We start from the raw sequence: 24611 nt of genomic DNA on the forward strand, positions 1-24611 counted from the left end.
ATGCCCGTAAACGTTCTGTTTTCTGCGCGCCCTGCCCTTTGGTCTGTCTATGAACCGCTGCTGACGAAATATCTTGATGATGCCGGTGTGGACGTCCAGCTTGGAACGGATTTTGAACCGGATCAGGTCGATTACGTAATCTACGCTCCAAATGGCGGGTTGCTGGATTTTGCACCCTTCACGCGTCTGAAAGCGGTACTGAGTCTCTGGGCCGGGGTCGAAAAGATCGCGGATAATGAAACGCTGGCCGTTCCGCTGGCGCGGATGGTAGATCACGGGCTGACGCAGGGTATGACCGAGTGGGTGGTGGGCCACGTTCTGCGATACCATCTGGGGATGGACCGGCACATCACTGAACAGGATGGCGTCTGGGATCCTGACAGCCCGCCACTTGCACAAGAACGCAAGGTCTGCATTTTGGGCCTTGGCGCACTGGGTGAGGCGGCGGCGCGCGCACTGACCGCGCTGAATTTTCAGGTCATCGGTTGGAGCCGCACCGCCAAGGAAATCCCCGGCGTCACATGCCTGCACGATTCAGACGGGTTGCGCGATGCGCTCTCTCAGGCTGAGATCACTGTGCTGTTGCTGCCCGACACCCCCGCGACGGAAAACGCGCTGAATGCCGAAACATTGGCTTTACTGCCCAAAGGTGCACGGATCATCAACCCGGGTCGCGGCCCACTGATCGATGACGACGCGCTGATGGATGCCCTAAACTCTGGTCAAGTCGGGCACGCAACGCTGGATGTGTTTCGCGTCGAGCCCCTGCCCGAAGACCATCCCTATTGGGCGCATCCAAACGTGACTGTGACGCCTCATATCGCGTCCGAGACCCGCCCGGTCACAGCCGCGCAGGTCATTTGCGAAAACATCCGACGTGGCGAGGCCGGTGAACTCTTTGTGCATCTGGTGGATCGCACTCTGGGCTACTGAACTCAGGCCGCGATCAAGCCGCGGCCCTTCAACAGGGCGTCCACACCCGGCAATCGACCCCGGAACGCCAGATACAGGTCTTCCGCCTCGCGCGACCCGCCGGTGGACAGGATATTGTCCTCTAGCGCCTTGGCACGTTCCGGATCAAAGGCACCACCCGCCTCTTCAAAGGCGGCGAAGGCATCTGCATCCATCACCTCGGACCACATGTAGCTGTAATAACCCGAACTATAGCCATCACCCGCAAAGACATGCGCAAAATGCGGGGTCGCGTGGCGCATTCCGATGGCACGCGGCATCCCCAATTCCGCCAGAACTTCGCCTTGTTTTGCCATCGGATCTGTCGGGGCATCGCCATCATGGAAAGCCAGATCAACAAGGGCCGAGGCGACATACTCCACCGTCTGGAACCCTTGATCGAAATTGGCGGCGTTTAGTACCTTTTGCAGCATCTCTTGCGGCATCGGCTCGCCCGTTTCGGCATGTGTCGCAAACTCGGCCAGAACCTCGGGCACTTCCAACCAGTGTTCGTAAAGTTGGCTGGGCAGTTCGACGAAATCGCGCGCCACGGACGTGCCCGAGATGCTTTCATAGGTCACATCGGACAGCATCTGATGCAGGGCATGGCCGAATTCGTGGAACAGCGTCCGCGCGTCATCATAAGACAGCAGCGCCGGATCGCCCTTGGCAAAGTTGCAGACATTGATGACAACCGGCGCCTGAACTTTCGGGAACTTCGCCTGCGCCCGCATCGCGCTGCACCACGCACCAGATCGCTTGGAACCTCGTGCAAAGTAGTCACCGATGAAAACGGCAATGTGCTTCCCGTCACGTGTGACGTCCCAAGCTCGGCAGTCAGGGTGATAGAGCGCTACATCCAACCGTTTGAACTCTAGCCCGAACAGCCGGTTTGCGCAGGCAAAAGACGCCTCGATCATACGATCCAGTTGCAGGTAGGGTTTCAACGCCGCCTCATCCAGATCATGTTCCGCCTTGCGCCGTTTTTCGGCATAATAGCGCCAATCCCAGGTTTCCAGCGGGCCATTGAAGCCGTCGTCTTGCATCATCTGCGTCAGGATTTCAGCGTCGACGTTGGCGCGGGACTTGGCAGGTTCCCACACTTGCATCAACAAATCTCGCACGCGGTCCGGCGTGCGGGCCATTTCGGTTTCCAGCTTATAATTGGCGAAAGTGTCATAGCCCAGTAGGTTGGCGCGTTCCTTGCGCAGCACCAAAATCTCAGCCGCGATGTCGCGGTTGTCAGTCTCGCCACCATTGGCCCCTCGTGCTGCCCAGGCGCGATAAGCCTTTTCACGCAGGTCCCGGCGGGGCGAGAACTGCAGGAACGGAACAATCAATGACCGCGACAGGGTAACAACTGGCCCCTTTGCATCCTTCTCTTGCCCCGCAGCGCGGGCCGCGTCCACGACAAAATCCGGCAAACCCTGCATATCCTCTTCGGTCAAATCCATGAACCAGTCCCGCTCATCCGCCAGCAGGTTCTGGGTAAAGGATGTGCCCGATGAGGCGAGACGCGATTTGATCTCTTGCATACGGGCGTCAGCGTCCCCTTCCAACGCCGCACCGGCACGCACGAACCCCCGATGAGTCAGCATCAGCACGCGGGCCTGTTCTTCGGAAAGGTTCAGATCATCACGCCGCGTCCAAAGATCGGCAACGCGTTTGAACAGCGCCTTGTTCGAGGAAATGCCTGAAAAATGTGCCGAAAGTTTGGGGGAAAACTCCCGTTGCAGCTCTTCCCGCTTGGGGTTGCTGTCTGCACCTGCGACAGTAAAGAAAACCGACAGAACCTTGTCCAACTGCTCGCCTGCGGCCTCAAGCGCCTCAACCGTGTTGGCAAATGTAGGCATCTCTGGATTCGCTGCAATTGCGTCAATCTGGGCATTGTGCGCTTTCATCGCCTTATCCAGCGCAGGCGAGAAATCATCATCCGAGATATCAGCGAAAGGCGCGATTTCGAATGGGGTGGTCCAATTGGACAGGATCGGGTTGGTCATGCGGATCTCCTTTGACCCTATAGCTAAGGCGCCATGGCCGGGTGTTCCAGAACCCTCAGCCTGCGTAAAGAAAGGTTAATCGTTTGCGGAACCACAAACGGGGCAATCGTCGCGGCGGGTCAGAGTGATCTTGCGGCTTTCCCCATATAACGCATCATAGATCAGCATCTCGCCACGCAACGCCATTCCTGCACCCGTAATCACCTTGATCGCTTCGACCGCCATCATCGATCCAACAACGCCCGGCAGCGGGCCGATCACTCCGGCCTCGGAACAGGACGGGGCCAGACCGGGGGCCGGAGCCTCGGGGAAAATGCACTGATAGCAGGGGCTGCCATTGGTCGGGTCAAACACACTCAGCTGCCCCTCCCACTGCGACAAGGCCCCCGAGATCAGCGGCTTGGCCAGCGCGACAGCCGTGCGGTTCGCCAGATAGCGGGTCCCAAAATTGTCGGTGCCGTCAAGGATCAGATCAAATTCAGCAAACAGATCGGTCGCGATCTCATCGCTCAACCGGCGATGATAGGGCAGAACCACCACGTTCGGGTTTTGCGCTTCCATTGCCTGCTGGGCCGAGAAAACCTTGGGCATTTCGATATCTGCATCACGGTGAATGACCTGTCGCTGCAGGTTGGCATTTTCGACGACGTCATCATCGACGACACCGATTGTGCCCACTCCTGCCGCTGCAAGATATTGCAACGCCGGTGCACCCAGACCACCAGCACCAATCACCAGTACCCGGGCCTTTTTCAGCTTTTTCTGTCCCGGCCCACCAAGTTCGCGCAACACGATATGGCGGGCATAGCGGTCCAGCTCGGTCTCGGTGAATCGGTCACTGGGCATGGCAGGTTCCTGCTCTGAAGCTGATCCCGCGCGTTTGCGCAGGGCTTTCAACCCTCTGCCATACAGCAAAGCCAATGCGGCGAAACCCACAAGAATCAGCCACAGCGCCGCAGACCCACCGGTTGCTTCTCGAAGAGGGTGCCCATCCGGCAAGATTAAATGAGATAGAATGACCCCGGCCAAGAGCACACTCACCGACACCACACGCGCTGTTTTCGAAGTGCCCGCGACATAACCAACACCCCAAAGCCCCGTAGCCAGAATGAGAACCAGAAGCATCAGCCGCGCCCGGTCGAGCCGAAACCGCCCGCCCCGCGAGCTGTGTCGCCCAGCGCCTCGGTCAGCTCAAACAAGGCCTGCACGACCGGCGCGACCACCAGTTGCGCGATACGGTCGCCATGAGCGATTTCGAACCGGTCCTGACCCGCATTCATAACGATTACACCCAATGGCCCGCGATAATCGCTGTCGATGGTGCCCGGCGTGTTGGGCAGGGTAATCCCGTGTTTCAACGCAAGGCCCGAGCGGGGTCGGACCTGAACCTCATACCCCGTTGGGATTTCGATACGCAGCCCTGTCGGCACAAGCGCCCGCTGACCAGGACCCAGTACAATCGGAGTGCCATCGGGCAGATTGGCACGCACGTCAGCCCCAGCCGCCCCAGACGTTTCATAAGACGGCAACGCGACAGCGGGGTCCGCTCCGTCTTCGCGGATCACTCGAATTGCAACCATGCCTTTGCCTTTCCTTCAGCCTGCCAACGCGTCTGCGATCTTTGCCGCCAGCCGCCGGGCAACTTCGTCCTTCCCCAGACGCGGCCATTCTTCGGCTCCGCTATCCGAGATCAGGATGACCGCGTTCTCTGACCCGCCCATGATACCAGTTGCCGGGCTGACATCGTTGGCCAAAATCCAATCGCAGCCTTTGCGCAGGCGCTTGGCTGTGGCGTGTTCAACCACATTGTCGGTCTCAGCTGCGAAGCCAACCACCAGCGGTGGGCGGCCCACATCCAACTGGGATACACGTTTCAGAATGTCCGGGTTTTCGGTAAATTCCAGGTCAGGCATACCATCCCGGCTTTTCTTAAGTTTTTTGTCCGACGCGCTGGCCACACGCCAATCCGCGACTGCTGCTGCGAACACGCCTGCATCGACGGGCAGAGCGGCATCGACGGCATCCGACATCTGTTGCGCCGTCTCGACCGATACGACCTGCACACCTTCCGGAGGAGGCACATCTGCAGGACCGGTGACGAAGATCACCTCGGCCCCCAAATCCGCCAGTGCCCGCGCCACAGCGGCGCCCTGCGCCCCGGATGATCGGTTCGCAATGTACCGCACAGGATCTATCGGCTCATGTGTGGGGCCAGAAGTCACCAGTAAGCGCTTGCCCAGCAAAGGGCCAGCGGTTAGCTGCGCCTCAATCGCCGCGACAATTTCCAACGGCTCAGACATGCGGCCTGGACCATATTCACCGCAAGCCATGTCGCCTTCGGTCGGGCCAACAACGCGCACCCCATCTTCCTGAAGCTGCTTGAGGTTTCGTTGCGTTGCCGGATGATCCCACATCCGCACATTCATCGCGGGCGCACACAGAACAGGTGTGTCCGTGGCCATCAGAAGGGTCGATGCCAGATCGGTGGCCAGTCCGGCGGCCATCTTGCCCATCAGGTCTGCCGTTGCAGGGGCCACGACGATCAGATCAGCAGAGCGTGACAATTGAATATGCCCCATCTCGGCCTCATCGGTCAGATCGAACAGATCGCGATAGACTTTTTGACCCGCAAGCGCAGACACCGACAGGGGGGTCACAAACTCTTCTGCTGCGCGGGTCAAAACAGGGGTCACTGCCGCGCCACGTTCACGTAGCCTGCGGATCAGGTCCAACGATTTGTAGGCCGCGATCCCGCCACCGATGATCAGCAGAATGCGTTTGGATGACAGCATGTTCAGCCCTTCCTGTCCCGGTCGGCCCCGACATTAGGCAAGGCCAGCAGGTAGTTCCAGCGATTAATTCTGAACCTGAAACGCCGCACAGGGGTCTTCGCGCTCTACTGTGGGACTGTCGATTACGACATCGAAACCCCCGTCGATCACTCCATCCTCTGATTGGCCCACTGTCACCACCTTCCATCCAGGCTGAAGGCGCGCGAGATACGTAGGAACACCCCGGTCCTTTCGCGCATGACCGTTTCCGGTGATCACGGCAACCGGACCCCCGGTTTCCTCCATCGCACGCACCACCGCGCGGGCCAAAACAGCGTCACGCAGACGCTGGATCGCAACCATCTGGGGCAACATTTCAGTCGGCAGAGCATCGCAATGCGCGGCCAGCTGGTCGGCCTCACGCGCGGCCTGCTCCTCGGGCGTCAGCGGTACAGTCAAACCATAGCGCGCCGCGTCTGCGCCCAGCGCCGTGGCAGCACCCCGTTCCATCGCGGCACGTGCGGCGGAACGCGGAACCATGGCCCCGTAAACCGGGGCGCTTGAGGCCTCAAACACTGGATAGTACATACTGAGTGGAGGCCACCCGCTTTCCGCCCATTTCAGAATACGGTTCAACTCCTCAGGGTCTGCTACGGCTTTTTGCGCAAGCCGCTGTGCACCCTCTTCAGTGACCATTTCCCATACGACGGCCGAAGGCGAGATAGCCTCAAGCGCTTCGGCCTGAACAAGATGATGCCTGGGGTTGTCGTGGACCTCTCCGAGGATCACAACGTCGGCGTTCTGCATCGCAGACATCACATCATCAGGAATAAGTTCCTCCGACGACCCCGGTCGCGCTACCGCAACTGTAAGGCCAAGAACACACGCAAGAATCGCAAGCTTTTTCATGCGATGAAGTGTTGCACCTCGCGCGACTGGGCTTCAAGGTTCTTGCGCATCTTAGCGAAGGCTGCGGCTTCAAGCTGTCGCACGCGTTCTTTGGACAGGCCCAGCTCCCCGCCAAGGCTTTCCAATGTGCGCGCGGGCTCTCGCAGCTTGCGTTCGCGCACAATGAAACGCTCACGATCGTTCAACGCATTCATCGCCGTCAACAACCACTCGCGCAATTGTTCGGTATCGTGGCTGTTTTCGACCGCTTCAGCAGCCTGTTCACGATCGTCTTCCAATGCGTCGATCCACTCTCGCCCATCTTCATCCGCCGATTGCACGGCGTTCAGGGAAAAGTCCGAGCCCGAAAGCCGCCCTTCCATCATTTCAACGTCACGCAGGGGAACTCCGATTTCCGTAGCGATCATCTGATGAAGTTGATGGCGGTCCAGATCCAGGCCATCTGTGGCGGCCTCGCGTTCTAATCGAGCCTGGACGCGACGCATGTTGAAAAACAGTGATTTCTGAGCCGAGGTCGAGCCGGTTCTGACCATGGACCAGTTCCGCATTACGTAGTCCTGAATGCTCGCCTTGATCCACCACACGGCATAAGTCGAAAAGCGCACGCCGCGATCCGGGTCAAACTTGTCGGCGGCCTTCATCAAACCCAGACCGGCCTCCTGAATGAGGTCGTTCATTGGCGCGCCATAACGCTTGAACTTGGCTGCCATCGAAATCGCCAAACGCATGTACGCGGTAATCAGGCGGTGTAACGCCTTTTCATCTCGCTCATCGCGCCAGGCATACGCCAGCTTCAGTTCTGTTTCCGCATCCAGCAGCTCGGCCTTCATCGCCTGCCGGGACATCGAAAAGTCCGTCGCATTGTCCAGTGCCATAAACCTCTCCCCTGTTTGCAGGCGATGGTCGGACTTGCCTTGCCGACCTAAGACCGATACGCAAAACAGCACCAATCGGATCAACTATAGGTAAGAATTGTGTCGCCGGATTTAACCTTGGTTCTGGGTGGGGCTGCGTCGGGAAAGTCAGTTTTCGCTGAAGAACTTGTTGCTTCTTCAAGGAAAAACCGCGTTTACCTTGCGACATCACAAGTGTTTGATGACGAGATGCGTCAGAAAATAGACCGTCACCTGAAACAACGCGGCAACGGCTGGAGCACGGTTGAAGAACCCTTTGACTTGGGGCCGGTTCTGGCGCGATTGTCGCCCGATCAGATCTGCCTTATCGATTGCGCCACCATGTGGCTGAGCAATCATCTGCCAGCCGAAACCGAGCTGGAGCAGGCACAAGCCGACCTGCTTGAAGCACTGCGCGCATGCCCTGCCCAAATCGTAATTGTCTCGAACGAGGTTGGCTACGGCATTGTTCCGGACAATGCCCTAGCCCGCCGGTTCCGCGAAGCGCAAGGTCGGTTGAACATCGCACTTGCGGCACAGGCTGATCTGGTGGTGCAGGTTGCCGCCGGGTTGCCTCTGGTATTGAAAGGGCAATTGCCGTGACACATCTGCACCTTGTCCGGCACGGGCCAACACATGCAAAAACCATGGTCGGCTGGTCCGATTTGCCCGCAGACCTAAGCGATACAGCGGCCCTGCAACGCCTGAACGACCATTTACCGCCCGAGGCTCTTGTGATCTCGTCCGATCTGTCGCGCGCAATCGACACCGCCTCAGCCATACAAGGTCAACGCCGTCGCCTGCCCCACAATCCGGATCTGCGCGAAATCCATTTCGGCCGCTGGGAGTTGCGTGGATTTGCCGAGATTGAAGCAGAGGACCCAGAACTTGCCTTTGCATATTGGGACAACCCCGGCGATGTCCGCCCGCCACAAGGCGAAAGCTGGAATGACGTGCGCAATCGGGTCGATTCTGCCATCGACGCGCTTATCGCCACGCATATGGGCCGCGATCTGGTGATCGTTGCGCATTTCGGCGTGATCCTCACTCAGGTACAGCGCGCCCTTGATCTGGACGGGCAACAGACATTTTCGCATCGGATCGACAACCTGTCGGTGACAGACATCGCTTTGGAAGGTGGCAGCCGGTCGATTGGCGCGATCAATCACCTTCCGTGAACAGGCCGCGCACAAATCACTGTTTTACCGGGCCGTGAACCTGCGGCATCGTCTTCGTATGACTTATGATTTGTTTATCGGCGACCGCCTCTTCTCCAGCTGGTCCATGCGTGGTTGGTTGATGCTCGAAAAGTTCAATCTGCCCTATCGCAGCCACATGACCGGCCTCTATTCGGGCACCATGGCACAGGACATGGAGCCGCTGGCCCCGGCCCGCCTGGTTCCGGCCCTGCGACTGCCGGACGATACAGTTGTGGGCGAAAGCCTGGCCATGGCCGAAACGCTGGCCGAGCGCCACCCAGATGCCAGGTTGTGGCCGTCAGATCCCACGGCCCGGGCAACAGCTCGCTGGCTGTGCGCTGAGATGGTGGCCGGGTTCGGGGCTTTGCGAGGTGAATGCCCCATGCAATTGCTGCATGTGTGGCAGGGTTTCAAACCGTCAGATGAGACGTTGGCAGATCTTGCTCGGATCGAAACACTCTGGGCCCATGCACGTGGAATATCCGGCACAGCCCAAGGCCCGTTGTTCGGCGCCTACTCAGTGGCGGACGTGTTCTACACGCCCGTCGCGGCGCGGATCATCGGGTACGGGCTGCCCGTTTCAGAGGCCAACCAGGCCTATTGCCTGGACCTGCTGTCGGACCCGATCGTCAGACAATGGCGCGCAATGGGTTTGACCGTTCAATATGAACCCTTCCCCTATCCGCAAGGCTTGCCCTCCGGATCCTGGCCAATCGGCGGGGTTTCAAGCGCCAAACCGGTGCCCGGCCCGTCAATCAACGATGCTTGCCCGTATTCCGGCAATCCGGTTGCGGATTTTTTGGACCTGGACGGCCAATGCTGGGGATTCTGTAACCCATTCTGCCGCGACAAAACCGTGGCCGACCCCAACGCGTGGCCCAAATTCATTGCTTTGCGCGCGGCCGTTAACGAAACTTAAACCACAACCGTGGCAGCAACGTCCTGTTAACCAAGAACAGGACTGCCATGGTCTCCCGAGCCCACACTGTTGCCTTTCAAGGGGTCGACGCCCGCCCGGTCGAGGTGCAATGTGCCGTCTCACCCGGCTTGCCAGCCTTTTCCATCGTGGGCCTACCGGACAAGGCGGTGTCCGAAGCGCGCGACCGTGTCCGAAGCGCGCTGAGCGCGATGGCCATCGCCCTGCCCTCGAAACGAATTACCATCAACCTGTCCCCTGCCGATCTGCCTAAGGAAGGCAGCCATTTCGACCTACCTATCGCAATCGCGTTATTGTCGGCGCTCGAGATCATTCCTGCCGACGCCGCCGAAGGCACTGTTGCACTGGGAGAATTGTCGCTGGACGGCTCTCTTGTGCCCGTTGTCGGCGCTCTGCCCGCCGCCATGACGGCTGCTTCCGATGATCGCATGTTGCTGTGTCCCAAAGCCTCCAGCGCCGAAGCCGCCTGGGTTGATGCCACACAAGTGATCGGCGCGCGTTCTCTGGGCGATGTTGTTCGCCATTTCTCGGGCCAGTCACCTCTGCCGGCAGCGCAACCCGGCGAAGTGAACCTGACACCAAGCGCACGTGATCTGCGTGATGTAAAAGGGCAAGAACGGGCAAAACGCGCTTTGGAAATCGCGGCAGCCGGGCGTCACCACCTAATCATGATTGGCACGCCGGGCTCGGGAAAATCCATGCTGGCAGCGCGGCTTCCGGGCATCTTGCCGCCTTTGACGGCCGTAGAAGCTTTGGAAACTTCGATGATCCAATCCCTTTGCGGTTTACTTGACGAAGGCGGCATCAATCGCACACGTCCGTTTCGCGAGCCTCATCACACCGCCTCGATGGCGGCCATCGTCGGAGGCGGCAAAGGAGCCAAACCGGGCGAAATCTCACTGGCCCATAACGGCGTGCTGTTTATGGATGAATTCCCCGAGTTTCCCCGCACCGTTCTGGAAACCCTGCGCCAACCCGTTGAATCAGGCGAAGTGATGGTGGCGCGCGCAAATGCCCATGTGAAATATCCCTGTCGCTTTATGCTGGTGGCAGCTGCGAACCCATGCAAATGCGGCTACCTAACCGATCCTTCCCGCGCTTGCTCACGCGCACCCGGCTGCGGCGAGGATTACCTGAACCGTATCTCAGGCCCTTTGATGGACAGGTTCGACCTGCGAATCGAAGTTCCGCCCGTGGCCTTCACTGATCTTGATCTGCCCCCGTCCGGCGACAACTCGGCCACTGTCGCCGCGCGAGTCGAAAACGCCCGCGCCGTACAGGCAGACCGGTTTCGAGATTCGTCGAACCTGCGCCAAAATTCCGACGCTGAAGGCAAGGTTCTGGAAGAGATCGCAACACCCGACGCCGAGGGCAAAGAGGTGTTGCTGAAAGCGGCGGATCAGTTCGGTCTGTCGGCCCGCGCCTTTCACCGCATCCTGAGAGTGGCCCGTACGATCGCCGATCTGGAAGGCGCCGCCGACATTCGCAGGCCACATGTGGCAGAGGCGTTGAGCTTTCGCATCAGCGCCCGGGTCATGGCTTAAACCTTGGCTTCGATCGCCTGCCAGATCTTCTCGGCAATGTTGACTCCGTCGAACCGTTCCAGCTCCTGAATGCCGGTCGGCGAAGTCACGTTGATCTCGGTCAGATAGCCGCCAATGACGTCGATTCCGACAAAAATCTGGCCTTTCTCTTTCAGCAACGGTCCGATGGCTGTGCAGATCTCAAGATCACGGTCTGACAAGCCGATCTTTTCCGGGCGTCCGCCAACATGCATGTTCGACCGCGTTTCCCCTGCCGCAGGAACCCGGTTGATCGCACCAACGGGCTCGCCGTCCACCAGAATCACCCGCTTGTCGCCATTGCTGACATCCGGCAGGAATTTCTGCACGATCAGAGGCTCACGCGAGAACCCTGTGAACAGCTCGTGCAGAGAAGTCAGGTTGCGGTCATTGGCATCCAGCCGGAACACGCCGGCACCGCCATTGCCATAAAGAGGCTTCAGGATGATGTCGCCGTGTTTTTCCTTGAACGCCTTGATCGTCTGCAGATCGCGCGCAATTGTCGTGGGCGGGGTCAGATCAGGGAAATCCAGAACCAAAAGTTTTTCAGGGTAGTTGCGCACCCAGAACGGGTCATTGACCACCAATGCCTGCCCATTGAGGCGATCCAGCAGATGCGTCGACGTGATGTAGTGCATGTCAAACGGTGGGTCCTGACGCAACCAGATCACATCGAAGTCGGCCAGATCCACCTCGCGCTCAGGGCTTAGAACCGCCGGATCGCCCGCAACCCGCTGTACAGTCATGTCATGGCCGCGCGCCGTAATGCGACCTTCCTCATAGGCCAATTGATCCGGCCCGTAGAAAAACAGCGAATGCCCGCGCGCCTGAGCCTCTTCCGCCAGACGGAATGAGCTGTCGGCGTTGATGTCCACGATCCCGATCGGGTCCATTTGAAAGGCAATTTTCATGGCGAGTCCTTCAGTTTCACGCCAGATACATGGCCCAGCAGGCCTTAGGGTTCAATGGGGCTTAGGCGTGACCGAATGCGTTTTCGATGATTTGAACCGCGCCAGAGCCATCCACAAGCGCCGCGTCAAAGCGCACATTGGTCAGCTGCCCGCCCGGTTCGTTTTCCAGAAATTGCGCTGCGGAGGCACAAATTCGGTCAATTTGTCTTTGGCTGATCCGGGCCGCAGCACTTTCAAAGCTTGTGCTTTTCTTGACTTCTATGAACACAAGCCCACTGCCGTTCCGCGCGATCAGGTCGATTTCACCACCAGCACCCCGCCAACGGCGATGCGCAATGGAAAAACCCCGACGCTCGTAATCCGCGGCAACCCGAAGCTCGGCCGCATGCCCGGCATGATAGGAAACTGAACCCTGACTTGTCCGCCGACCCATGTCATCCCTTTCCCAGTTTCAGAGCTTTCTGGTAAATCGGACGGCGCGGCAGATCATACATTTCCGAGACAAGATCCGCCGCGTCCCGAACCGAATGGGTTTCCAGAGCGCGCTTCAAGGCCTCTTCTACATCGGATTCGTTAACGCTTTGCGAATGGCTCCGGTCCACAAGCAGAACGATTTCACCCTTTGCTGGTTTGTCCTGAATTTCAGCTGCCAGATCGGCCAGGCTTCCACGTCGGATTTCTTCGAACTTCTTGGTCAGCTCACGACACAGCGCCGCCTGACGGTCCCCCCCCAAACCCTCGGCCAGATCAGACAGGCTGGCGGATACGCGTTTCGGAGATTCGTAAAACACCAACGTGCCGGGAATGTCCTTCAACGCCTGAATCCGGGTCCGACGCGCGCCGGACGCGTTTGGAAGAAAACCAGCGAAGAAAAATGCATCCGTTGGCAATCCCGCCAATGTCAGGGCGGTCACGGCGGCGGATGCGCCGGGGGCACAGGTCACCATATGCCCGGCCTCTGCCGCCTGCTTGCCCAGATCATAACCCGGATCGGCGATCAGAGGCATACCCGCCTCGGATGCATAGGCAACCGAGTGCCCCTGCGCCAGCGCGCCCATTAGCTTGCCGCGCGCACTGGCCCCGCTGTGGTCGTGATAGGCTTGGATCCGACGGCCTTCCAGCGGGACACCGTGTATTTCCATCAACCGCCGCAGACTGCGGGTGTCTTCCGCCGCAATCACGTCGGCTGAAGCCAGAACATCCAGTGCCCTGAGCGTAATGTCGCGTGCTGTTCCGATCGGGGTGGCAACAAAATACAGGCCCGCAGCCAATCTGATCTTTTGAAAATTCAAAGCTGGACCCTCACTGCGTGACGTTTATTATCGCGGCTCGACAGAACAGAAGCATTCACAGCCGCCGGATCAGGGAGTTTTCATTTAGATGTTTACCGTTTGCAAGCCCGTAAGCAAGCTGGCGAAAGCCGCCGCTGCCCTGACAATCGCAGCGTTTCTGTCTGCCTGTGAACCGGGCGGCCTTGGTGGAGGGCCCTCAATCAATACGTCAAATCCGGTTCCGGTTGCGTTGCTGGTTCCTCGCTCTGGCGACGCCGCTCTGGCGCAGAGCCTCGAGAATGCCGCTCGTCTGGCAATGACCGATCTGCCCAATGTCAAAATTGACCTGCGCGTTTACGATACGGCCGGGAACCCGACAACAGCGACAGCCGTGGCTCAACAGGCAGTCGCGGAAGGGGCGAAAATCATCGTCGGCCCGGTTTACGCACAGGCGGCAAATGCGGCCGGGCTGGCCGTACTGAACAAGAACATCAATGTCCTTTCGTTCTCGAACAACACCAGCATTGCGGGTGGCAATGTGTTTGTGCTGGGACCCACTTTCGACAACACCGCCAACCGGCTGGTGAATTATGCAGGCCGTCAGGGCAAAACCAATACCGTCATCTTGCACAGCAATGACGCTGCAGGGCAATTGGGCCGATCAGCTATCGCAAATGCGCTGGCAAACAGCCGGGTCAACAACGCGGGAACCGTCGGATACGACCGGTCCCAACAGGGCGTTATCAACTCAGTCCCGGCGGTCAAAGCGACTGTGGATTCGACCGGAGCAGACTCGATTTTCATGACGGCAACCACGGCCGGCGCATTGCCGCTGTTTACGCAATTGCTGCCTGAGGCTGGCGTATCTCCGGCGACCACGCAATTCATTGGCCTGACACGTTGGGATATCCCGCCGCAGACGCTGGAACTGCCGGGTGTACAAGGTGGGTGGTTCGCCCTGCCCGATCCGTCCAAAGCACAAGCTTACCGTCAACGTTACAACGCGACTTATGGCGAAGCGCCTCACCCGATCAGCGGTTTGGCGTATGACGGCATAGCGGCTATCGGAGCTCTGGTCAGTCAGGGAAAATCCGACGCTCTAACCGCAGCAGCCTTGACACAAAACGCTGGCTTCCAAGGTGTCGGCGGCATCTTTCGCCTTCGTCCGAATGGCACCAACGAACGCGGTCTGGCCGTCGCAACAATTCAGAACAAACAGGTGGTTGTGATTGACCCTGCCCCACAAAGCTTCTCTGGTGCCGGTTTCTGAGCGGTCGGGCGTGACGACCGCGCCCGGGGGCGCTCTGATCTGCCGCGCCGAGGACATCTTTGACAGCGTCAGCGTCAATGATGCGTTGGCTGAGACATTCGAGACCTGCCCGGACAACAGTAAAATGCGCGCTGAAACAGTGCGCATTCTGCGCGACGCTCAGAAAGTCGGCCGCAAAGCCATTGCTGATGCCTTCGGCGAGCGTCCGTTCGACGCGCGCGCGCTGACACGTTCCTATACTTACCTGACGGATCAACTGGTCGGGACTGCAATGCAGGTCTCCTGCACGCGCCTGCATCCGCTTGCGACGCCAACACAGGGTGAAAAAATCGCGGTTCTGGCCGTTGGCGGGTATGGACGTGGTGAAATGGCGCCGTCTTCGGACGTCGATCTGCTGTTTCTTACCCCGTACAAAATTACGGCCTGGGCCGAGAGCGTCATTGAATCCATGCTTTATATTCTATGGGACCTGCGGCTTAAGGTCGGGCATGCGTCACGCACGATCAAAGACTGCCTTCGGTTGGGCACCGAGGATTTCACAATCCGTACGGCGATGCTGGAACAACGGTATCTGGCGGGCGACAGGGCACTGGCGAACGAGTTGGACCAACGTCTGAAAACCGAGCTGTTCAAAGGAACAGAACGCGAATTTATCGAAGCCAAACTGAAAGAACGTGATGAGCGGCATCTGAAACAAGGTGAACGCTATATGGTCGAGCCCAACGTCAAAGAGGGTAAGGGCGGTCTGCGCGACCTCCAATCGCTCTATTGGATCGCGAAATACATCTATGGCGTTCAAGACGTGGCCGAACTGGTGCCGTTGGGTCTGTTCACACCTGATGAATTCAGGACCTTCGTCACAGCTGAAGACTTCCTGTGGGCCGTTCGCTCACACCTGCATCTGGTGACGGGGCGCGCAACCGAACAGCTGACTTTTGACATGCAGGTCGAAGTGGCTGCGCGCATGGGCTATGAAGATCGCGCCGGTCGCCGCGCGGTCGAGGTGTTTATGCAACGCTATTTCCGCGAAGCCACTCGCGTGGGTGAGCTGACGCGGATTTTTCTGACAAAGCTTGAGGCGCTGCACATGAAAGGCGCACCATTGCTAGAGCGCATTTTCCGCAGACGACGACGGGTGAAAGCAGGCTACAAAGTGGTCCACGGTCGCCTGGACGTTGGAGACCCGGACAAATTCCTGTCTGACAAAGTGAACCTTTTACGTCTGTTCGAGGAAGGCTTGCGGACCGGAATGCTGATCCATCCGGACGCCATGCGTCTGGTGGCGGCAAATCTGCATTTGATCGATGACGAGATGCGCAACAACAAAGAGGCACAGCGCATCTTTCTGGATCTGATGCTGAAACACGGCAATCCAGAACGTGCATTGCGGCGGATGAACGAATTGGGTGTCCTCTCCGCTTTCCTGCCCGAGTTCGAGTACATCGTGGCAATGATGCAGTTCAACATGTATCACAGCTATACGGTGGACGAGCATACGATCCAGTGCATCATCAACCTGGCCCAGATCGAACGCGGTGAGCTGATTGAATCCCTGCCGCTTGCTTCTTCGATCCTCGAACGTGGGGTCAACCGCAAGGTTTTGTATGTCACGCTGCTGCTGCACGACATAGCGAAAGGCCGCCCCGAGGATCATTCGATTCTGGGTGCACAGATCGCGCGTAAAGTGGCGCCGCGACTGGGTCTGAACAAAGCGGATTCGGAAACGGTCGAATGGCTGGTTCGCTATCACTTGTTGATGTCCGACATGGCGCAGAAACGCGATATTTCAGACCCTCGCACAGTGCGTGATTTTGCAAAAGCTGTTCAAACCGTCAAACGGCTGGATATGTTGACCGTTCTGACCGTCTGCGACATTCGCGGGGTGGGGCCAAACACCTGGAACAACTGGAAAGCCACGCTGTTGCGTGCCCTTCACGCGGAAACTAAACGAGCGCTGGAGACCGGGATGGAGGACCTCAACCGCGCCAATCGCGGGGCCGAGGCCAAGAAAGCCCTGCGTGCCGAATTGTCGACCTGGTCCAAGGCCGACCTCAAGGTCGAAACAGGTCGCCACTATGACCCCTATTGGCAAGGTTTGAATCTGGCAACGCATGTCGAGTTCGCGGACATGCTGCGCGCGTTGGAACACAGCGGCGATCCCGGCGCGATGGAAATTCGCCTGGAGCTTGATGAAGACCGAGATGCTACGCGGGCCTGTTTTGCGATGGGCGATCATCCCGGTATTTTTGCCCGCATCGCCGGCGCTCTGGCCCTGGTCGGCGCGAATGTGGTGGATGCCCGCAGCTATACCACCAAAGACGGTTATGTGACCGATGCGTTCTGGATCCAGGACGCCGAAGGGCACCCGTTTGAAGCTGCGCGCCTGCCGCGCCTGACCCAGATGATCCACAAGACGCTACGCGGAGAAGTGGTTGCAGGGGAAGCGCTGAAATCACGAGACAAGATCAAGAAACGCGAGCGCGCGTTCAACGTGCCAACCCATATCATGTTCGACAATGACGGTTCAGAAATCTACACGATCATCGAAGTGGACACCCGCGACCGCGCGGGATTGTTGTTTGATCTGACCCGGACCCTGGCCGCAGCGAACGTCTATATTGCCAATGCTGTGATCGCGACTTATGGCGAGCAGGTGGTCGATACGTTTTACGTCAAGGACATGTTTGGCCTGAAGTACCATTCAGAAAGCAAACAGCGCGGGCTTGAAACGAAGCTGCGCAAAGCGATCACCGAAGGCGCGGAGCGTGCGGCCTCATGAAGCAAATCCGGTTGTTTTCGGGCCTGTTCACGGTTGGTTTCTGGACGCTCGCCAGCCGAATTCTGGGGTTTCTGCGGGAAATTCTGCTGACGGCCTTCATCGGTCCGGGACCGGTGATGGACGCTTTTGTCGCGGCCTTCCGCCTGCCGAACATGTTCCGACGTTTTTTTGCCGAAGGGGCTTTTAATGCAGCCTTTGTACCGATGTTCTCAAAACGGCTGGAGGCAGACGAGGATCCGCAGAGGTTCGCGCAGGATGCATTCAACCTTCTGGCTGTGGCGGTTCTTGCGCTCGTCGGGTTAGCGATGGTTTTCATGCCCGGTCTGGTATGGCTGACCGCCGAAGGGTTTTATGGCGATGAACGGTTCGATCTGGCCGTGGATTATGGGTATGTCGTATTCCCGTATATCCTTTTCATGTCTCTGGCGGCGCTGTTTTCCGGCGTCCTGAACGCAACCGGCAGGTTCGCGGCGGCTGCAGCGGCGCCGGTCCTGCTGAACATTTTTGCCTGCACCGCGCTGATCGCCGGGGCCATGTCCGGCGGTGAGGTGATAAGGTGGTTGATCTCGGTCATTCCGGTTGCCGGTGTCGCACAGTTGGCGCTGGTCTGGGTGGCGACCGAGCGCGCCGGTATCAGCATTCGCCCCAGCCGACCCCGCCTGACGCCCGAGATGCGCCGGATGGTTCGCATCGCTGTTCCGGCCGCCTTGGCTATGGGCGTCACACAGGTCAATCTGGTGGTCGGACAATTGGTGGCGTCGAAGACTGAAAAAGCCGTGAGCTGGTTGTTTGCTGCGGATCGCCTCTATCAATTACCGTTAGGCGTGGTCGGAATCGCCATTGGCATTGTCCTGCTTCCCGATCTGTCGCGCCGCCTGCGTGCCGGGGACAAAGACGGCGCGCGCAACGCCTTTTCCCGCGCTGGGGAATTCATGCTGTTGCTGACTCTGCCCTCTACAGTTGCATTCCTGATCATCCCGAACCCGCTGGTTTCGGTGCTGTTCGAACGAGGGCAGTTCAGCGCCGAAGATACCGCTGCCACAGCCCTGGCAGTTGCGATCTATGGCGTCGGTCTGCCCGCCTTCATGCTGCAAAAACTGCTTCAACCGCTTTTCTTCGCGCGCGAAGATACGCGTTCCCCGTTCCGCTATGCCGTTGTTGCTATGGTTGTGAACGCGGCTTTGGCGTTTGGACTTTTCCCGTTACTGGGCTGGATCGCCCCCGCGATTGCGGCGTCAACTGCTGGCTGGGCCATGGTTGTGCTGCTGGCACTGGGCGCACGTCGCATGGGCGAGGAGGCACGTTTCGATGATAGGTTCAAAAAACGCGCGGGACGAATCGTGCTGGCCTCAATTGGTATGGGGGTGGTCTTGTTTGCAGTGATCCACTTTGTTGGTTGGACGCTGGATATTCCCGGCTGGCGCTATCTGGCGCTTCTGGTCCTGATCATGGTCGCTGCCACTTCATATTTCCTTTTGGGTCACATCCTCGGCGCCTTCAAACTCTCTGAGTTCAAAGGCGCTCTGCGGCGATCCTGATCAATCCCGGCGAATGCGTCCGACGATCCGGGCCCACGCCCCCGGCGCTACTAGGAAGGACATCCCAAAACCGGTAGCAAACCCGCCCAGATCGGCGACCCATTCCCAGTTTGCGCCAAAGATCAGACCAAACAGGAGTTGGATACCCATCAGAACGGCAATCAGCTGAAATGCCCGCGCCTGATTTGCGCCAACAAGCGATAGTTTGCGCCACAACAACCACGTGAATGCTCCGATCAGCCCGTAGACCGGAGGAAATCCTCCGATCAACGGATAGCGCGGGTCCAGAAGAACGGCATAGGCCAATGCGCCGCCTATACCCGACACCACAAAAATCAATAGCATGGGGAAGCCGCCAAACACCTCACCGACCATCTTGCCCATGGCCAGTACGAAAACACATACAAAAACCGCCTGCGTGAAAGTCGCCGACACGAACGGATAGGTCACGAACCGGATCACATGTTCGAATGGCCAACGCCCGTTCAGCACCATCCAATCGAATATATCCGCAGAGAAGGCATAGTGTTGTATCGCGTCCAAGCGCCAGCCCACTGCCGTTGGGCCCCCGACCAGCCCCCGGGACCCAAGCGTGAAAGCGATTTCAATCCCTATGATGAACAGAACCAGTGCCACCACAACGGGTGGCAGGGGGTTCACAGGCGGCGTGTAGTGTTCACTGCTCATTGGGCTGGCCTTTCCCGGCTGTTGACGTCCCGTTGCCTCATGGGTAAGCGACGAGGGCTGATTTTTCCAGACGGGAGTTCCCTTTGATGACCGAGACCCAGTTCACGCCGCGCGTGTTTTCCGGCATCCAGCCTTCGGGCGGGCTGACCCTGGGCAATTATCTGGGCGCGATGAAGCGCTTTGTGGATATGCAGGGTGCAGAGTTCGAAACCATCTATTGCATGGTCGACCTGCATGCGATCACCACATGGCAAGACCCTGCGGCGCTGTCTCACAATACTCGTGAACTCTGCGCAGGTTTCATCGCAGCGGGCATCGATCCCGAACAATCAATCTTGTTCAATCAAAGCCAAGTGCCCGAGCATGCGCAATTGGCGTGGATATTCAACTGTGTCGCCCGCATGGGCTGGATGCAGCGGATGACCCAATGGAAGGACAAGGCGGGCAAGAACCAGCAAAATGCCTCGCTGGGGCTGTTTGCCTATCCGTCTCTGATGGCGGCCGACATTCTGATCTATCACGCGACCCATGTGCCGGTTGGCGAAGACCAAAAACAGCACCTTGAGCTGACTCGTGATATCGCCATCAAATTCAACAACGATTTTGGCGTCGATTTCTTTCCTGTGACCGAGCCGGTGATCGAAGGCGCGGCCACTCGGGTCATGAGCCTGCGAGACGGCTCAAAGAAAATGTCGAAATCCGACCCGTCGGACATGAGCCGGATCAACCTGACTGACGATGCCGAAGCGATTGCCAAGAAAATCCGCAAGGCCAAGACTGACCCTGACGCTCTGCCGTCGGACGTCGAAGGGCTGGAGGACCGCCCCGAAGCGCGCAATCTGGTCAATATCTACGCAGCCCTGAACGATCAAAACGTCGAACAGGTTCTGGCCGAGGTTGGTGGAAAGCAATTCGTTGATTTCAAACCGATGCTGGCCGATCTGGCCGTGGCAAAACTAGCCCCGATCTCGTCTGAGATGTCCCGTCTGATGGCAGATCAGGTCGAGATTGACCGTATTCTGGCGCGCGGGGCCGAACGCGCCCGCGAAATCACGGCTCCGGTCCTGCAAAAGACCTATGAAATCGTAGGCATGGTTGGGTCAGCATCGCGCTGATTGCACTGGACCTTCGTGTGACGCCCTCCTAGGGTTTGCCTGAATAAAAGGAGGGCGTCATGGCAACCGGCAAGAATATCCGGACCTATTTTGAAGGCCAATGGCATGAAGGGGACGCCCCCATCATGCGCGCAGCGGATCACGGTGCCTGGCTAGGATCTTCGGTCTTTGACGGCGCCAGATATTTCGATGGCGTAGCCCCCGATTTGCACGCGCATTGCGCCCGCGTGAACAGGTCTGCCGAAGCTCTGATGCTGACCCCGACCATGCCAGCCGAGCAGATGGTGGAGTTGGTCCGCGAAGGGTTGCAGGCGTATAACCCGGATGCGGCCGTTTACATCCGCCCTATGTATTGGGGCATCGATGGCGACAGTACGGCAATTGTCCCAAAAGAAAACAGCACCGGCTTTGCGATCTGTCTGGAAGAAATCCCGATGGCAGCGGAAACCGCTTCGGTCACGCTGGCAACGACGCGGTTTCGCCGCCCGATTCTGGAATCGGCTGTGGTGAACGCCAAAGCCGGGTGCCTTTACCCCAACAACGCCCGCATGCTGCAGGAGGCGCGCTCCAAAGGATTTTCAAACGCTTTGGTCGCCGATGCGATGGGTCACGTCGCCGAAACGGCGACGGCCAACATCTTCATGGTGAAAGACGGCGAAGTCTTCACCCCGATCCCCAACGGCACCTTCCTGGCTGGCATTACGCGGGCGCGGCACATTAAGAACCTTCGCGAAGATGGTGTGACGATCCACGAAAACGTATTGAGTTTCGAAGATTTCCACGGGGCCGACGAGGTCTTCATGTCAGGTAATATGAGCAAGGTCACACCAGTAACTGCGCTGGAAGGCACACAATTTCAGGTTGGCCCTATTGCCCGCCGTGCCCGCGCGCTTTATTGGGATTGGGCTGCAAGCGAACGCTAGCTCAACACCGGAGGTTCGCCTGAGTTGCCAGCGCGCAATCGGTCGGGCATGATCCCTGAAACTTAAAGAGGATACCCATGCGTAAGTTCCTAGTTGTTCTGGATGACAGCCGCGAATGCCTGAACGCTATGCGGTTTGCCGCAATGCGGGCAGCTCATACCGGTGGTGGCGTGACAGTCCTTTCCGTCATTCCACCTGACGAATTCAATCACTGGATCGGTGTGGCTGAAACTATGCGTGAAGAAGCCCGCGAGCGCATTCACGCGCATTACGAGGTTTTCGCCAAGTGGATGCGCGACAAACAGAGTGTGGAACCTGAACTGGCCATTCGCGAAGGCGATCCGGTACCGCAGATCATTGAACATGTTCAGTCCGATCCCGAAATCGGTGTTCTTGTCCTTGGGGCTGGTTCCGATAAGAAAGGTCCCGGTCCGTTGGTGACTCAGCTGACAAAAAACTCGGGCAGTCTGCCGATTCCTATCACGATCGTTCCCGGTGATCTGAGCAAAGAAAAGCTGGAAGAGATTACCTGAGGATCGGCAATGGCGAAGACGATACAGTTTTGGTTCGAATTCGCCTCGACATATTCTTACCTCAGCGCCATGCGGATCGAAGCGGCCGCGCAGGCAAAGGATATTTCCGTCGAATGGCACCCCTTTCTGTTGGGACCGATTTTCGCGGATCAAGGATGGCGCAACTCACCATTCAACATCTATCCTGCCAAGGGGCGGTACATGTGGCGCGACATGGAGCGTCTGTGCGCGGCGCGAGGGCTGCCTTTTGTGCGGCCTGATCCGTTCCCGCAAAACTCGCTGAATGCAGCGCGTCTGGCTTTAGCCATTGAGGACCACATGGAACGAGCGGTCTTTGTTCGGGCCATCTACAGTGCCGAATTTGGTGCCGGGCAAGATATCTCCGATAAGAGCGTTCTGGCGGCATGCCTCAAGGCGGCAGGGCTATCGACCAGCGTGATGAACCGTGCACAGGACCCGGATGTCAAAAAGGCCCTGTTCGAACAATCAGCCCGCGCCAGAGAACTCGGCCTGTTTGGTGCACCAAGTTTTCTGGCAAGAGAAGAGCTGTTCTGGGGCGATGACCGCCTGGACGATGCAATTGATTACGCCTTGGCAATTTAGAATCGTTCCAAATCTTGACTTCCCGGCTCCCGGCGCGCATATCAGAAGCACATCAGACGGAGCTGCCTCATGTTCATCCAGACCGAATCCACCCCAAACCCGGCCACGTTGAAATTCCTGCCCGGCCAGACGGTGCTTGAGGCTGGAACAGCAGATTTCCCGACTGCGGAAGCGGGTGAGAAATCTCCGCTGGCCAAGCGCATCTTCGCGGTAAATGGCGTGACCGGCGTGTTTTTTGGCAATGATTTTGTCACTGTAACCAAAACGGATGACGTTCAGTGGGACCACATCAAACCGGCCATTCTAGGTGCGGTGATGGAACATTATCAATCTGGTCAGCCAATCATGGGCGCAGATGCCGTAGCGGCGTCGGGTCACGCCGAGCATACCGGAGAGGATTCGGAGATCGTCAATCAGATCAAAGATTTGCTGGACAGCCGTGTACGCCCTGCGGTTGCTCAGGATGGTGGCGACATCACGTTCCACGGATTTGATCGCGGCGTGGTCTACTTGCACATGCAGGGTGCCTGCGCAGGGTGCCCGTCTTCGACGCTGACCCTCAAGATGGGGATCGAAAACCTTCTGCGCCACTATATTCCGGAAGTGACCGAGGTTCGCCCTGTTGCCGTCTAATCCGACGATTCTGGCATTTGATACATCGGCCGCGCATTGCGCGGCCGCTTTGCTGCGTAACGGTGAGATCGTGGCATCCCGCGCCGAAGCGATGTCTCGCGGGCAGGCCGAACGTCTGATGCCCCTGCTGGAAGAAGTATTGACCGAAGCCAGTTGTGAGTGGAGCGATCTGAGTGCAATCGGTGTTGGAATCGGACCGGGCAATTTCACCGGCATCCGCATTTCGGTCTCTGCCGCACGAGGTCTTGCATTGGGGCTCGGTGTCCCTGCTGTCGGGATCTCGGGGTTCGATGCGCTGAAAGAACTGTCTGCAGACGGACGAATACCGGCCGTCCCCGCCCCGCGTGACCAGGTTTATGTGCAAGTGCCGGGAACCGGTCCTTGCCTATTGCCAAAAGTCGAGGCGGACCTTCTAGGGCCTTTGTTTTTCTGCTCCGACCCAATCTTGCAGGCCCAGGCCATTGCTCGGCTGGCCGCACAGCGCTGGCGCAGTGTCAGCACACCTCCGGCACCTTTGTACGTCAGGCCAGCGGACGCAGCCCCGTCACGCGAAGTGCCCCCTGTACTGTTGGACGAATGACACCGCGCGAGATGGCGTCGACTCATGCCGCTGCGTTTACGCAGCCGCGCCCCTGGACAACCGATGAATTCGCCAGCCTTCTGGAAAACCGATTCATTCATATTGTTGGGGATGCAGGTTGCTTTGCTCTTTTTCAGGCGATCGCTGGCGAGGCTGAACTGCTGACTGTTGCGACTCATCCCACGGTCCAGCGTCAGGGACTTGCGTTGCAAATAATGCACCAATGGCACGAACAGGCCGCTGCGTTGCATTCAACCCGAGCTTTTCTGGATGTTGCGGCCGACAACTTTGCGGCCATCGCCTTGTACAAACGATGCGGGTATTGGCAGTGCGGCCTACGCAAGGGCTATTATTTGCGCGAAACAGGTCCAAAAATCGATGCCCTTGTAATGGAACGTCACTTGCCCTAGCGGCAATCAGGCATTTTTTAGACCATTTGGTCAGAAATCAGTTGACCATGACGGTTGCAAACGCCCTTAATACCCGCCATCACAACAGTTATGCTCGCTAAAAGTGGGTAAACGGGGCTAATCTGACCCCGTGCCA

Annotated in this window: 25 protein-coding genes; 15 read left to right on the top strand and 10 right to left on the bottom strand. The window is 58.3% G+C overall.

All coding sequences use genetic code 11. The annotated features are described in order from the left end of the window. Positions 1-933 (top strand): glyoxylate/hydroxypyruvate reductase A, encoded by a 933-nt coding sequence (locus Q0816_RS11430; protein ID WP_298850497.1) that lies wholly within the window; start codon positions 1-3, stop codon positions 931-933. A gap of 2 nt (positions 934-935) precedes the next feature. Here Q0816_RS11430 and Q0816_RS11435 read toward each other — a convergent pair whose 3' ends face one another. From Q0816_RS11435 to Q0816_RS11460, 6 genes are all read right to left on the bottom strand, one after another. Then, a complete protein-coding gene (locus tag Q0816_RS11435) occupies positions 936-2951 on the bottom strand; it encodes a M3 family metallopeptidase (RefSeq protein WP_298850498.1) in 2016 nt (671 codons plus the stop codon). Between the two features lie 75 nt (positions 2952-3026). Continuing rightward, a complete protein-coding gene (locus Q0816_RS11440; RefSeq protein WP_298850499.1) occupies positions 3027-4076 on the bottom strand; it encodes a molybdopterin-synthase adenylyltransferase MoeB in 1050 nt (349 codons plus the stop codon). Beyond that, positions 4076-4531 carry a dUTP diphosphatase gene (gene dut, locus Q0816_RS11445; protein WP_298850501.1) on the bottom strand — a complete coding sequence of 152 codons (456 nt, stop codon included), beginning with the start codon at positions 4529-4531 and terminating at the stop codon, positions 4076-4078. Before dut ends, Q0816_RS11440 begins: the two co-directional genes overlap by 1 nt. A 15-nt stretch (positions 4532-4546) precedes the next feature. Continuing rightward, a complete protein-coding gene (gene coaBC, locus Q0816_RS11450; protein ID WP_298850503.1) occupies positions 4547-5743 on the bottom strand; it encodes a bifunctional phosphopantothenoylcysteine decarboxylase/phosphopantothenate--cysteine ligase CoaBC in 1197 nt (398 codons plus the stop codon). Between the two features lie 63 nt (positions 5744-5806). Then, positions 5807-6631 carry a ChaN family lipoprotein gene (locus Q0816_RS11455; RefSeq protein ID WP_298850505.1) on the bottom strand — a complete coding sequence of 275 codons (825 nt, stop codon included), beginning with the start codon at positions 6629-6631 and terminating at the stop codon, positions 5807-5809. Next, positions 6628-7506: an RNA polymerase factor sigma-32 gene (locus Q0816_RS11460; RefSeq protein ID WP_298850507.1), complete on the bottom strand. Its 879-nt coding sequence runs from the start codon at positions 7504-7506 to the stop codon at positions 6628-6630. The genes Q0816_RS11455 and Q0816_RS11460 overlap by 4 nt, the downstream gene beginning before the upstream one ends. A 99-nt stretch (positions 7507-7605) precedes the next feature. Between Q0816_RS11460 and cobU the strand changes: the two genes are divergently transcribed. Genes cobU through Q0816_RS11480 form a run of 4 tightly spaced genes read left to right on the top strand, consistent with a single transcriptional unit; the run spans position 7606 to position 11204 of the window. After that, positions 7606-8127 carry a bifunctional adenosylcobinamide kinase/adenosylcobinamide-phosphate guanylyltransferase gene (gene cobU, locus Q0816_RS11465; RefSeq protein WP_298850510.1) on the top strand — a complete coding sequence of 174 codons (522 nt, stop codon included), beginning with the start codon at positions 7606-7608 and terminating at the stop codon, positions 8125-8127. Then, entirely contained in the window at positions 8124-8702 is a 579-nt protein-coding gene (locus tag Q0816_RS11470; RefSeq protein ID WP_298850512.1) for a histidine phosphatase family protein, read from the top strand. The genes cobU and Q0816_RS11470 overlap by 4 nt, the downstream gene beginning before the upstream one ends. Before the next feature lie 58 nt (positions 8703-8760). Further along, entirely contained in the window at positions 8761-9642 is an 882-nt protein-coding gene (locus Q0816_RS11475) for a glutathione S-transferase (RefSeq protein WP_298850906.1), read from the top strand. A gap of 47 nt (positions 9643-9689) precedes the next feature. Then, positions 9690-11204 (top strand): YifB family Mg chelatase-like AAA ATPase, encoded by a 1515-nt coding sequence (locus Q0816_RS11480; RefSeq protein WP_298850514.1) that lies wholly within the window; start codon positions 9690-9692, stop codon positions 11202-11204. Here Q0816_RS11480 and gshB read toward each other — a convergent pair. The 3 genes from gshB to rsmI form a co-directional block, all read right to left on the bottom strand. Then, entirely contained in the window at positions 11201-12133 is a 933-nt protein-coding gene (gene gshB, locus Q0816_RS11485; protein ID WP_298850516.1) for a glutathione synthase, read from the bottom strand. The two genes, Q0816_RS11480 and gshB, sit on opposite strands and share 4 nt — an antisense overlap. 61 nt (positions 12134-12194) lie before the next feature. Then, on the bottom strand, positions 12195-12566 hold the full coding sequence (locus tag Q0816_RS11490) for a YraN family protein (protein WP_298850518.1): 372 nt from the start codon (positions 12564-12566) through the stop codon (positions 12195-12197). Between the two features lies 1 nt (position 12567). Then, complete coding sequence (rsmI, locus tag Q0816_RS11495; protein WP_298850520.1) at positions 12568-13425, bottom strand: 16S rRNA (cytidine(1402)-2'-O)-methyltransferase; 858 nt, start codon at positions 13423-13425, stop codon at positions 12568-12570. Between the two features lie 88 nt (positions 13426-13513). Here rsmI and Q0816_RS11500 point away from each other — a divergent pair, with 88 nt between their 5' ends. From Q0816_RS11500 to murJ, 3 genes are read left to right on the top strand one after another with little or no spacing between them, the layout of a single operon-like run. Then, a complete protein-coding gene (locus Q0816_RS11500; RefSeq protein ID WP_298850522.1) occupies positions 13514-14674 on the top strand; it encodes a penicillin-binding protein activator in 1161 nt (386 codons plus the stop codon). Continuing rightward, positions 14634-17453, top strand: coding sequence for a [protein-PII] uridylyltransferase (locus Q0816_RS11505; protein WP_298850524.1), 2820 nt, complete (start codon positions 14634-14636; stop codon positions 17451-17453). Before Q0816_RS11500 ends, Q0816_RS11505 begins: the two co-directional genes overlap by 41 nt. Further along, positions 17450-18991 carry a murein biosynthesis integral membrane protein MurJ gene (gene murJ / locus Q0816_RS11510; protein WP_298850526.1) on the top strand — a complete coding sequence of 514 codons (1542 nt, stop codon included), beginning with the start codon at positions 17450-17452 and terminating at the stop codon, positions 18989-18991. Before Q0816_RS11505 ends, murJ begins: the two co-directional genes overlap by 4 nt. Here murJ and Q0816_RS11515 read toward each other — a convergent pair whose 3' ends face one another. Continuing rightward, complete coding sequence (locus Q0816_RS11515) at positions 18992-19678, bottom strand: rhomboid family intramembrane serine protease (protein ID WP_298850528.1); 687 nt, start codon at positions 19676-19678, stop codon at positions 18992-18994. Between the two features lie 86 nt (positions 19679-19764). Here Q0816_RS11515 and trpS point away from each other — a divergent pair, with 86 nt between their 5' ends. From trpS to Q0816_RS11550, 7 genes are all read left to right on the top strand, one after another. Further along, a complete protein-coding gene (gene trpS, locus Q0816_RS11520) occupies positions 19765-20793 on the top strand; it encodes a tryptophan--tRNA ligase (protein WP_298850530.1) in 1029 nt (342 codons plus the stop codon). Between the two features lie 59 nt (positions 20794-20852). Beyond that, positions 20853-21716 carry a branched-chain amino acid aminotransferase gene (locus Q0816_RS11525; RefSeq protein WP_298850532.1) on the top strand — a complete coding sequence of 288 codons (864 nt, stop codon included), beginning with the start codon at positions 20853-20855 and terminating at the stop codon, positions 21714-21716. 77 nt (positions 21717-21793) lie between these two features. Continuing rightward, the gene (locus Q0816_RS11530) at positions 21794-22249 is read left to right on the top strand and encodes a universal stress protein (RefSeq protein WP_298850534.1); all 456 of its coding nucleotides are present in this window, start codon (positions 21794-21796) and stop codon (positions 22247-22249) included. A 9-nt stretch (positions 22250-22258) separates the two neighbouring features. Further along, on the top strand, positions 22259-22852 hold the full coding sequence (locus tag Q0816_RS11535; RefSeq protein ID WP_298850536.1) for a 2-hydroxychromene-2-carboxylate isomerase: 594 nt from the start codon (positions 22259-22261) through the stop codon (positions 22850-22852). Between the two features lie 69 nt (positions 22853-22921). Continuing rightward, the gene (locus Q0816_RS11540) at positions 22922-23485 is read left to right on the top strand and encodes a NifU family protein (protein WP_298850538.1); all 564 of its coding nucleotides are present in this window, start codon (positions 22922-22924) and stop codon (positions 23483-23485) included. Beyond that, a complete protein-coding gene (gene tsaB, locus Q0816_RS11545) occupies positions 23475-24065 on the top strand; it encodes a tRNA (adenosine(37)-N6)-threonylcarbamoyltransferase complex dimerization subunit type 1 TsaB (RefSeq protein WP_298850539.1) in 591 nt (196 codons plus the stop codon). Before Q0816_RS11540 ends, tsaB begins: the two co-directional genes overlap by 11 nt. Then, positions 24062-24475: a GNAT family N-acetyltransferase gene (locus Q0816_RS11550; RefSeq protein WP_298850540.1), complete on the top strand. Its 414-nt coding sequence runs from the start codon at positions 24062-24064 to the stop codon at positions 24473-24475. Before tsaB ends, Q0816_RS11550 begins: the two co-directional genes overlap by 4 nt. Positions 24476-24611: the final 136 nt, after the last annotated feature.

Origin of the sequence: uncultured Ruegeria sp. (genome assembly GCF_947497005.1) — a bacterium.
In the GTDB taxonomy this organism is placed as follows: domain Bacteria; phylum Pseudomonadota; class Alphaproteobacteria; order Rhodobacterales; family Rhodobacteraceae; genus Ruegeria.

Bases quoted from the DNA above. Each gene is read 5' to 3' on its own strand.
- trpS (WP_298850530.1), top strand. From the start codon at position 19,765: ATGACCGAGACCCAGTTCACGCCGCGCGTGTTTTCCGGCATCCAGCCT.
- Q0816_RS11540 (WP_298850538.1), top strand. From the start codon at position 22,922: ATGTTCATCCAGACCGAATCCACCCCAAACCCGGCCACGTTGAAATTC.
- Q0816_RS11515 (WP_298850528.1), bottom strand. From the start codon at position 19,678: ATGAGCAGTGAACACTACACGCCGCCTGTGAACCCCCTGCCACCCGTT.
- Q0816_RS11490 (WP_298850518.1), bottom strand. From the start codon at position 12,566: ATGGGTCGGCGGACAAGTCAGGGTTCAGTTTCCTATCATGCCGGGCAT.
- Q0816_RS11480 (WP_298850514.1), top strand. From the start codon at position 9,690: ATGGTCTCCCGAGCCCACACTGTTGCCTTTCAAGGGGTCGACGCCCGC.
- Q0816_RS11440 (WP_298850499.1), bottom strand. From the start codon at position 4,076: ATGCTTCTGGTTCTCATTCTGGCTACGGGGCTTTGGGGTGTTGGTTAT.
- Q0816_RS11435 (WP_298850498.1), bottom strand. From the start codon at position 2,951: ATGACCAACCCGATCCTGTCCAATTGGACCACCCCATTCGAAATCGCG.
- coaBC (WP_298850503.1), bottom strand. From the start codon at position 5,743: ATGCTGTCATCCAAACGCATTCTGCTGATCATCGGTGGCGGGATCGCG.
- Q0816_RS11550 (WP_298850540.1), top strand. From the start codon at position 24,062: ATGACACCGCGCGAGATGGCGTCGACTCATGCCGCTGCGTTTACGCAG.
- Q0816_RS11500 (WP_298850522.1), top strand. From the start codon at position 13,514: ATGTTTACCGTTTGCAAGCCCGTAAGCAAGCTGGCGAAAGCCGCCGCT.
- Q0816_RS11535 (WP_298850536.1), top strand. From the start codon at position 22,259: ATGGCGAAGACGATACAGTTTTGGTTCGAATTCGCCTCGACATATTCT.
- Q0816_RS11460 (WP_298850507.1), bottom strand. From the start codon at position 7,506: ATGGCACTGGACAATGCGACGGACTTTTCGATGTCCCGGCAGGCGATG.
- Q0816_RS11525 (WP_298850532.1), top strand. From the start codon at position 20,853: ATGGCAACCGGCAAGAATATCCGGACCTATTTTGAAGGCCAATGGCAT.
- dut (WP_298850501.1), bottom strand. From the start codon at position 4,531: ATGGTTGCAATTCGAGTGATCCGCGAAGACGGAGCGGACCCCGCTGTC.
- Q0816_RS11530 (WP_298850534.1), top strand. From the start codon at position 21,794: ATGCGTAAGTTCCTAGTTGTTCTGGATGACAGCCGCGAATGCCTGAAC.
- murJ (WP_298850526.1), top strand. From the start codon at position 17,450: ATGAAGCAAATCCGGTTGTTTTCGGGCCTGTTCACGGTTGGTTTCTGG.
- Q0816_RS11455 (WP_298850505.1), bottom strand. From the start codon at position 6,631: ATGAAAAAGCTTGCGATTCTTGCGTGTGTTCTTGGCCTTACAGTTGCG.
- gshB (WP_298850516.1), bottom strand. From the start codon at position 12,133: ATGAAAATTGCCTTTCAAATGGACCCGATCGGGATCGTGGACATCAAC.
- Q0816_RS11475 (WP_298850906.1), top strand. From the start codon at position 8,761: ATGACTTATGATTTGTTTATCGGCGACCGCCTCTTCTCCAGCTGGTCC.
- Q0816_RS11430 (WP_298850497.1), top strand. From the start codon at position 1: ATGCCCGTAAACGTTCTGTTTTCTGCGCGCCCTGCCCTTTGGTCTGTC.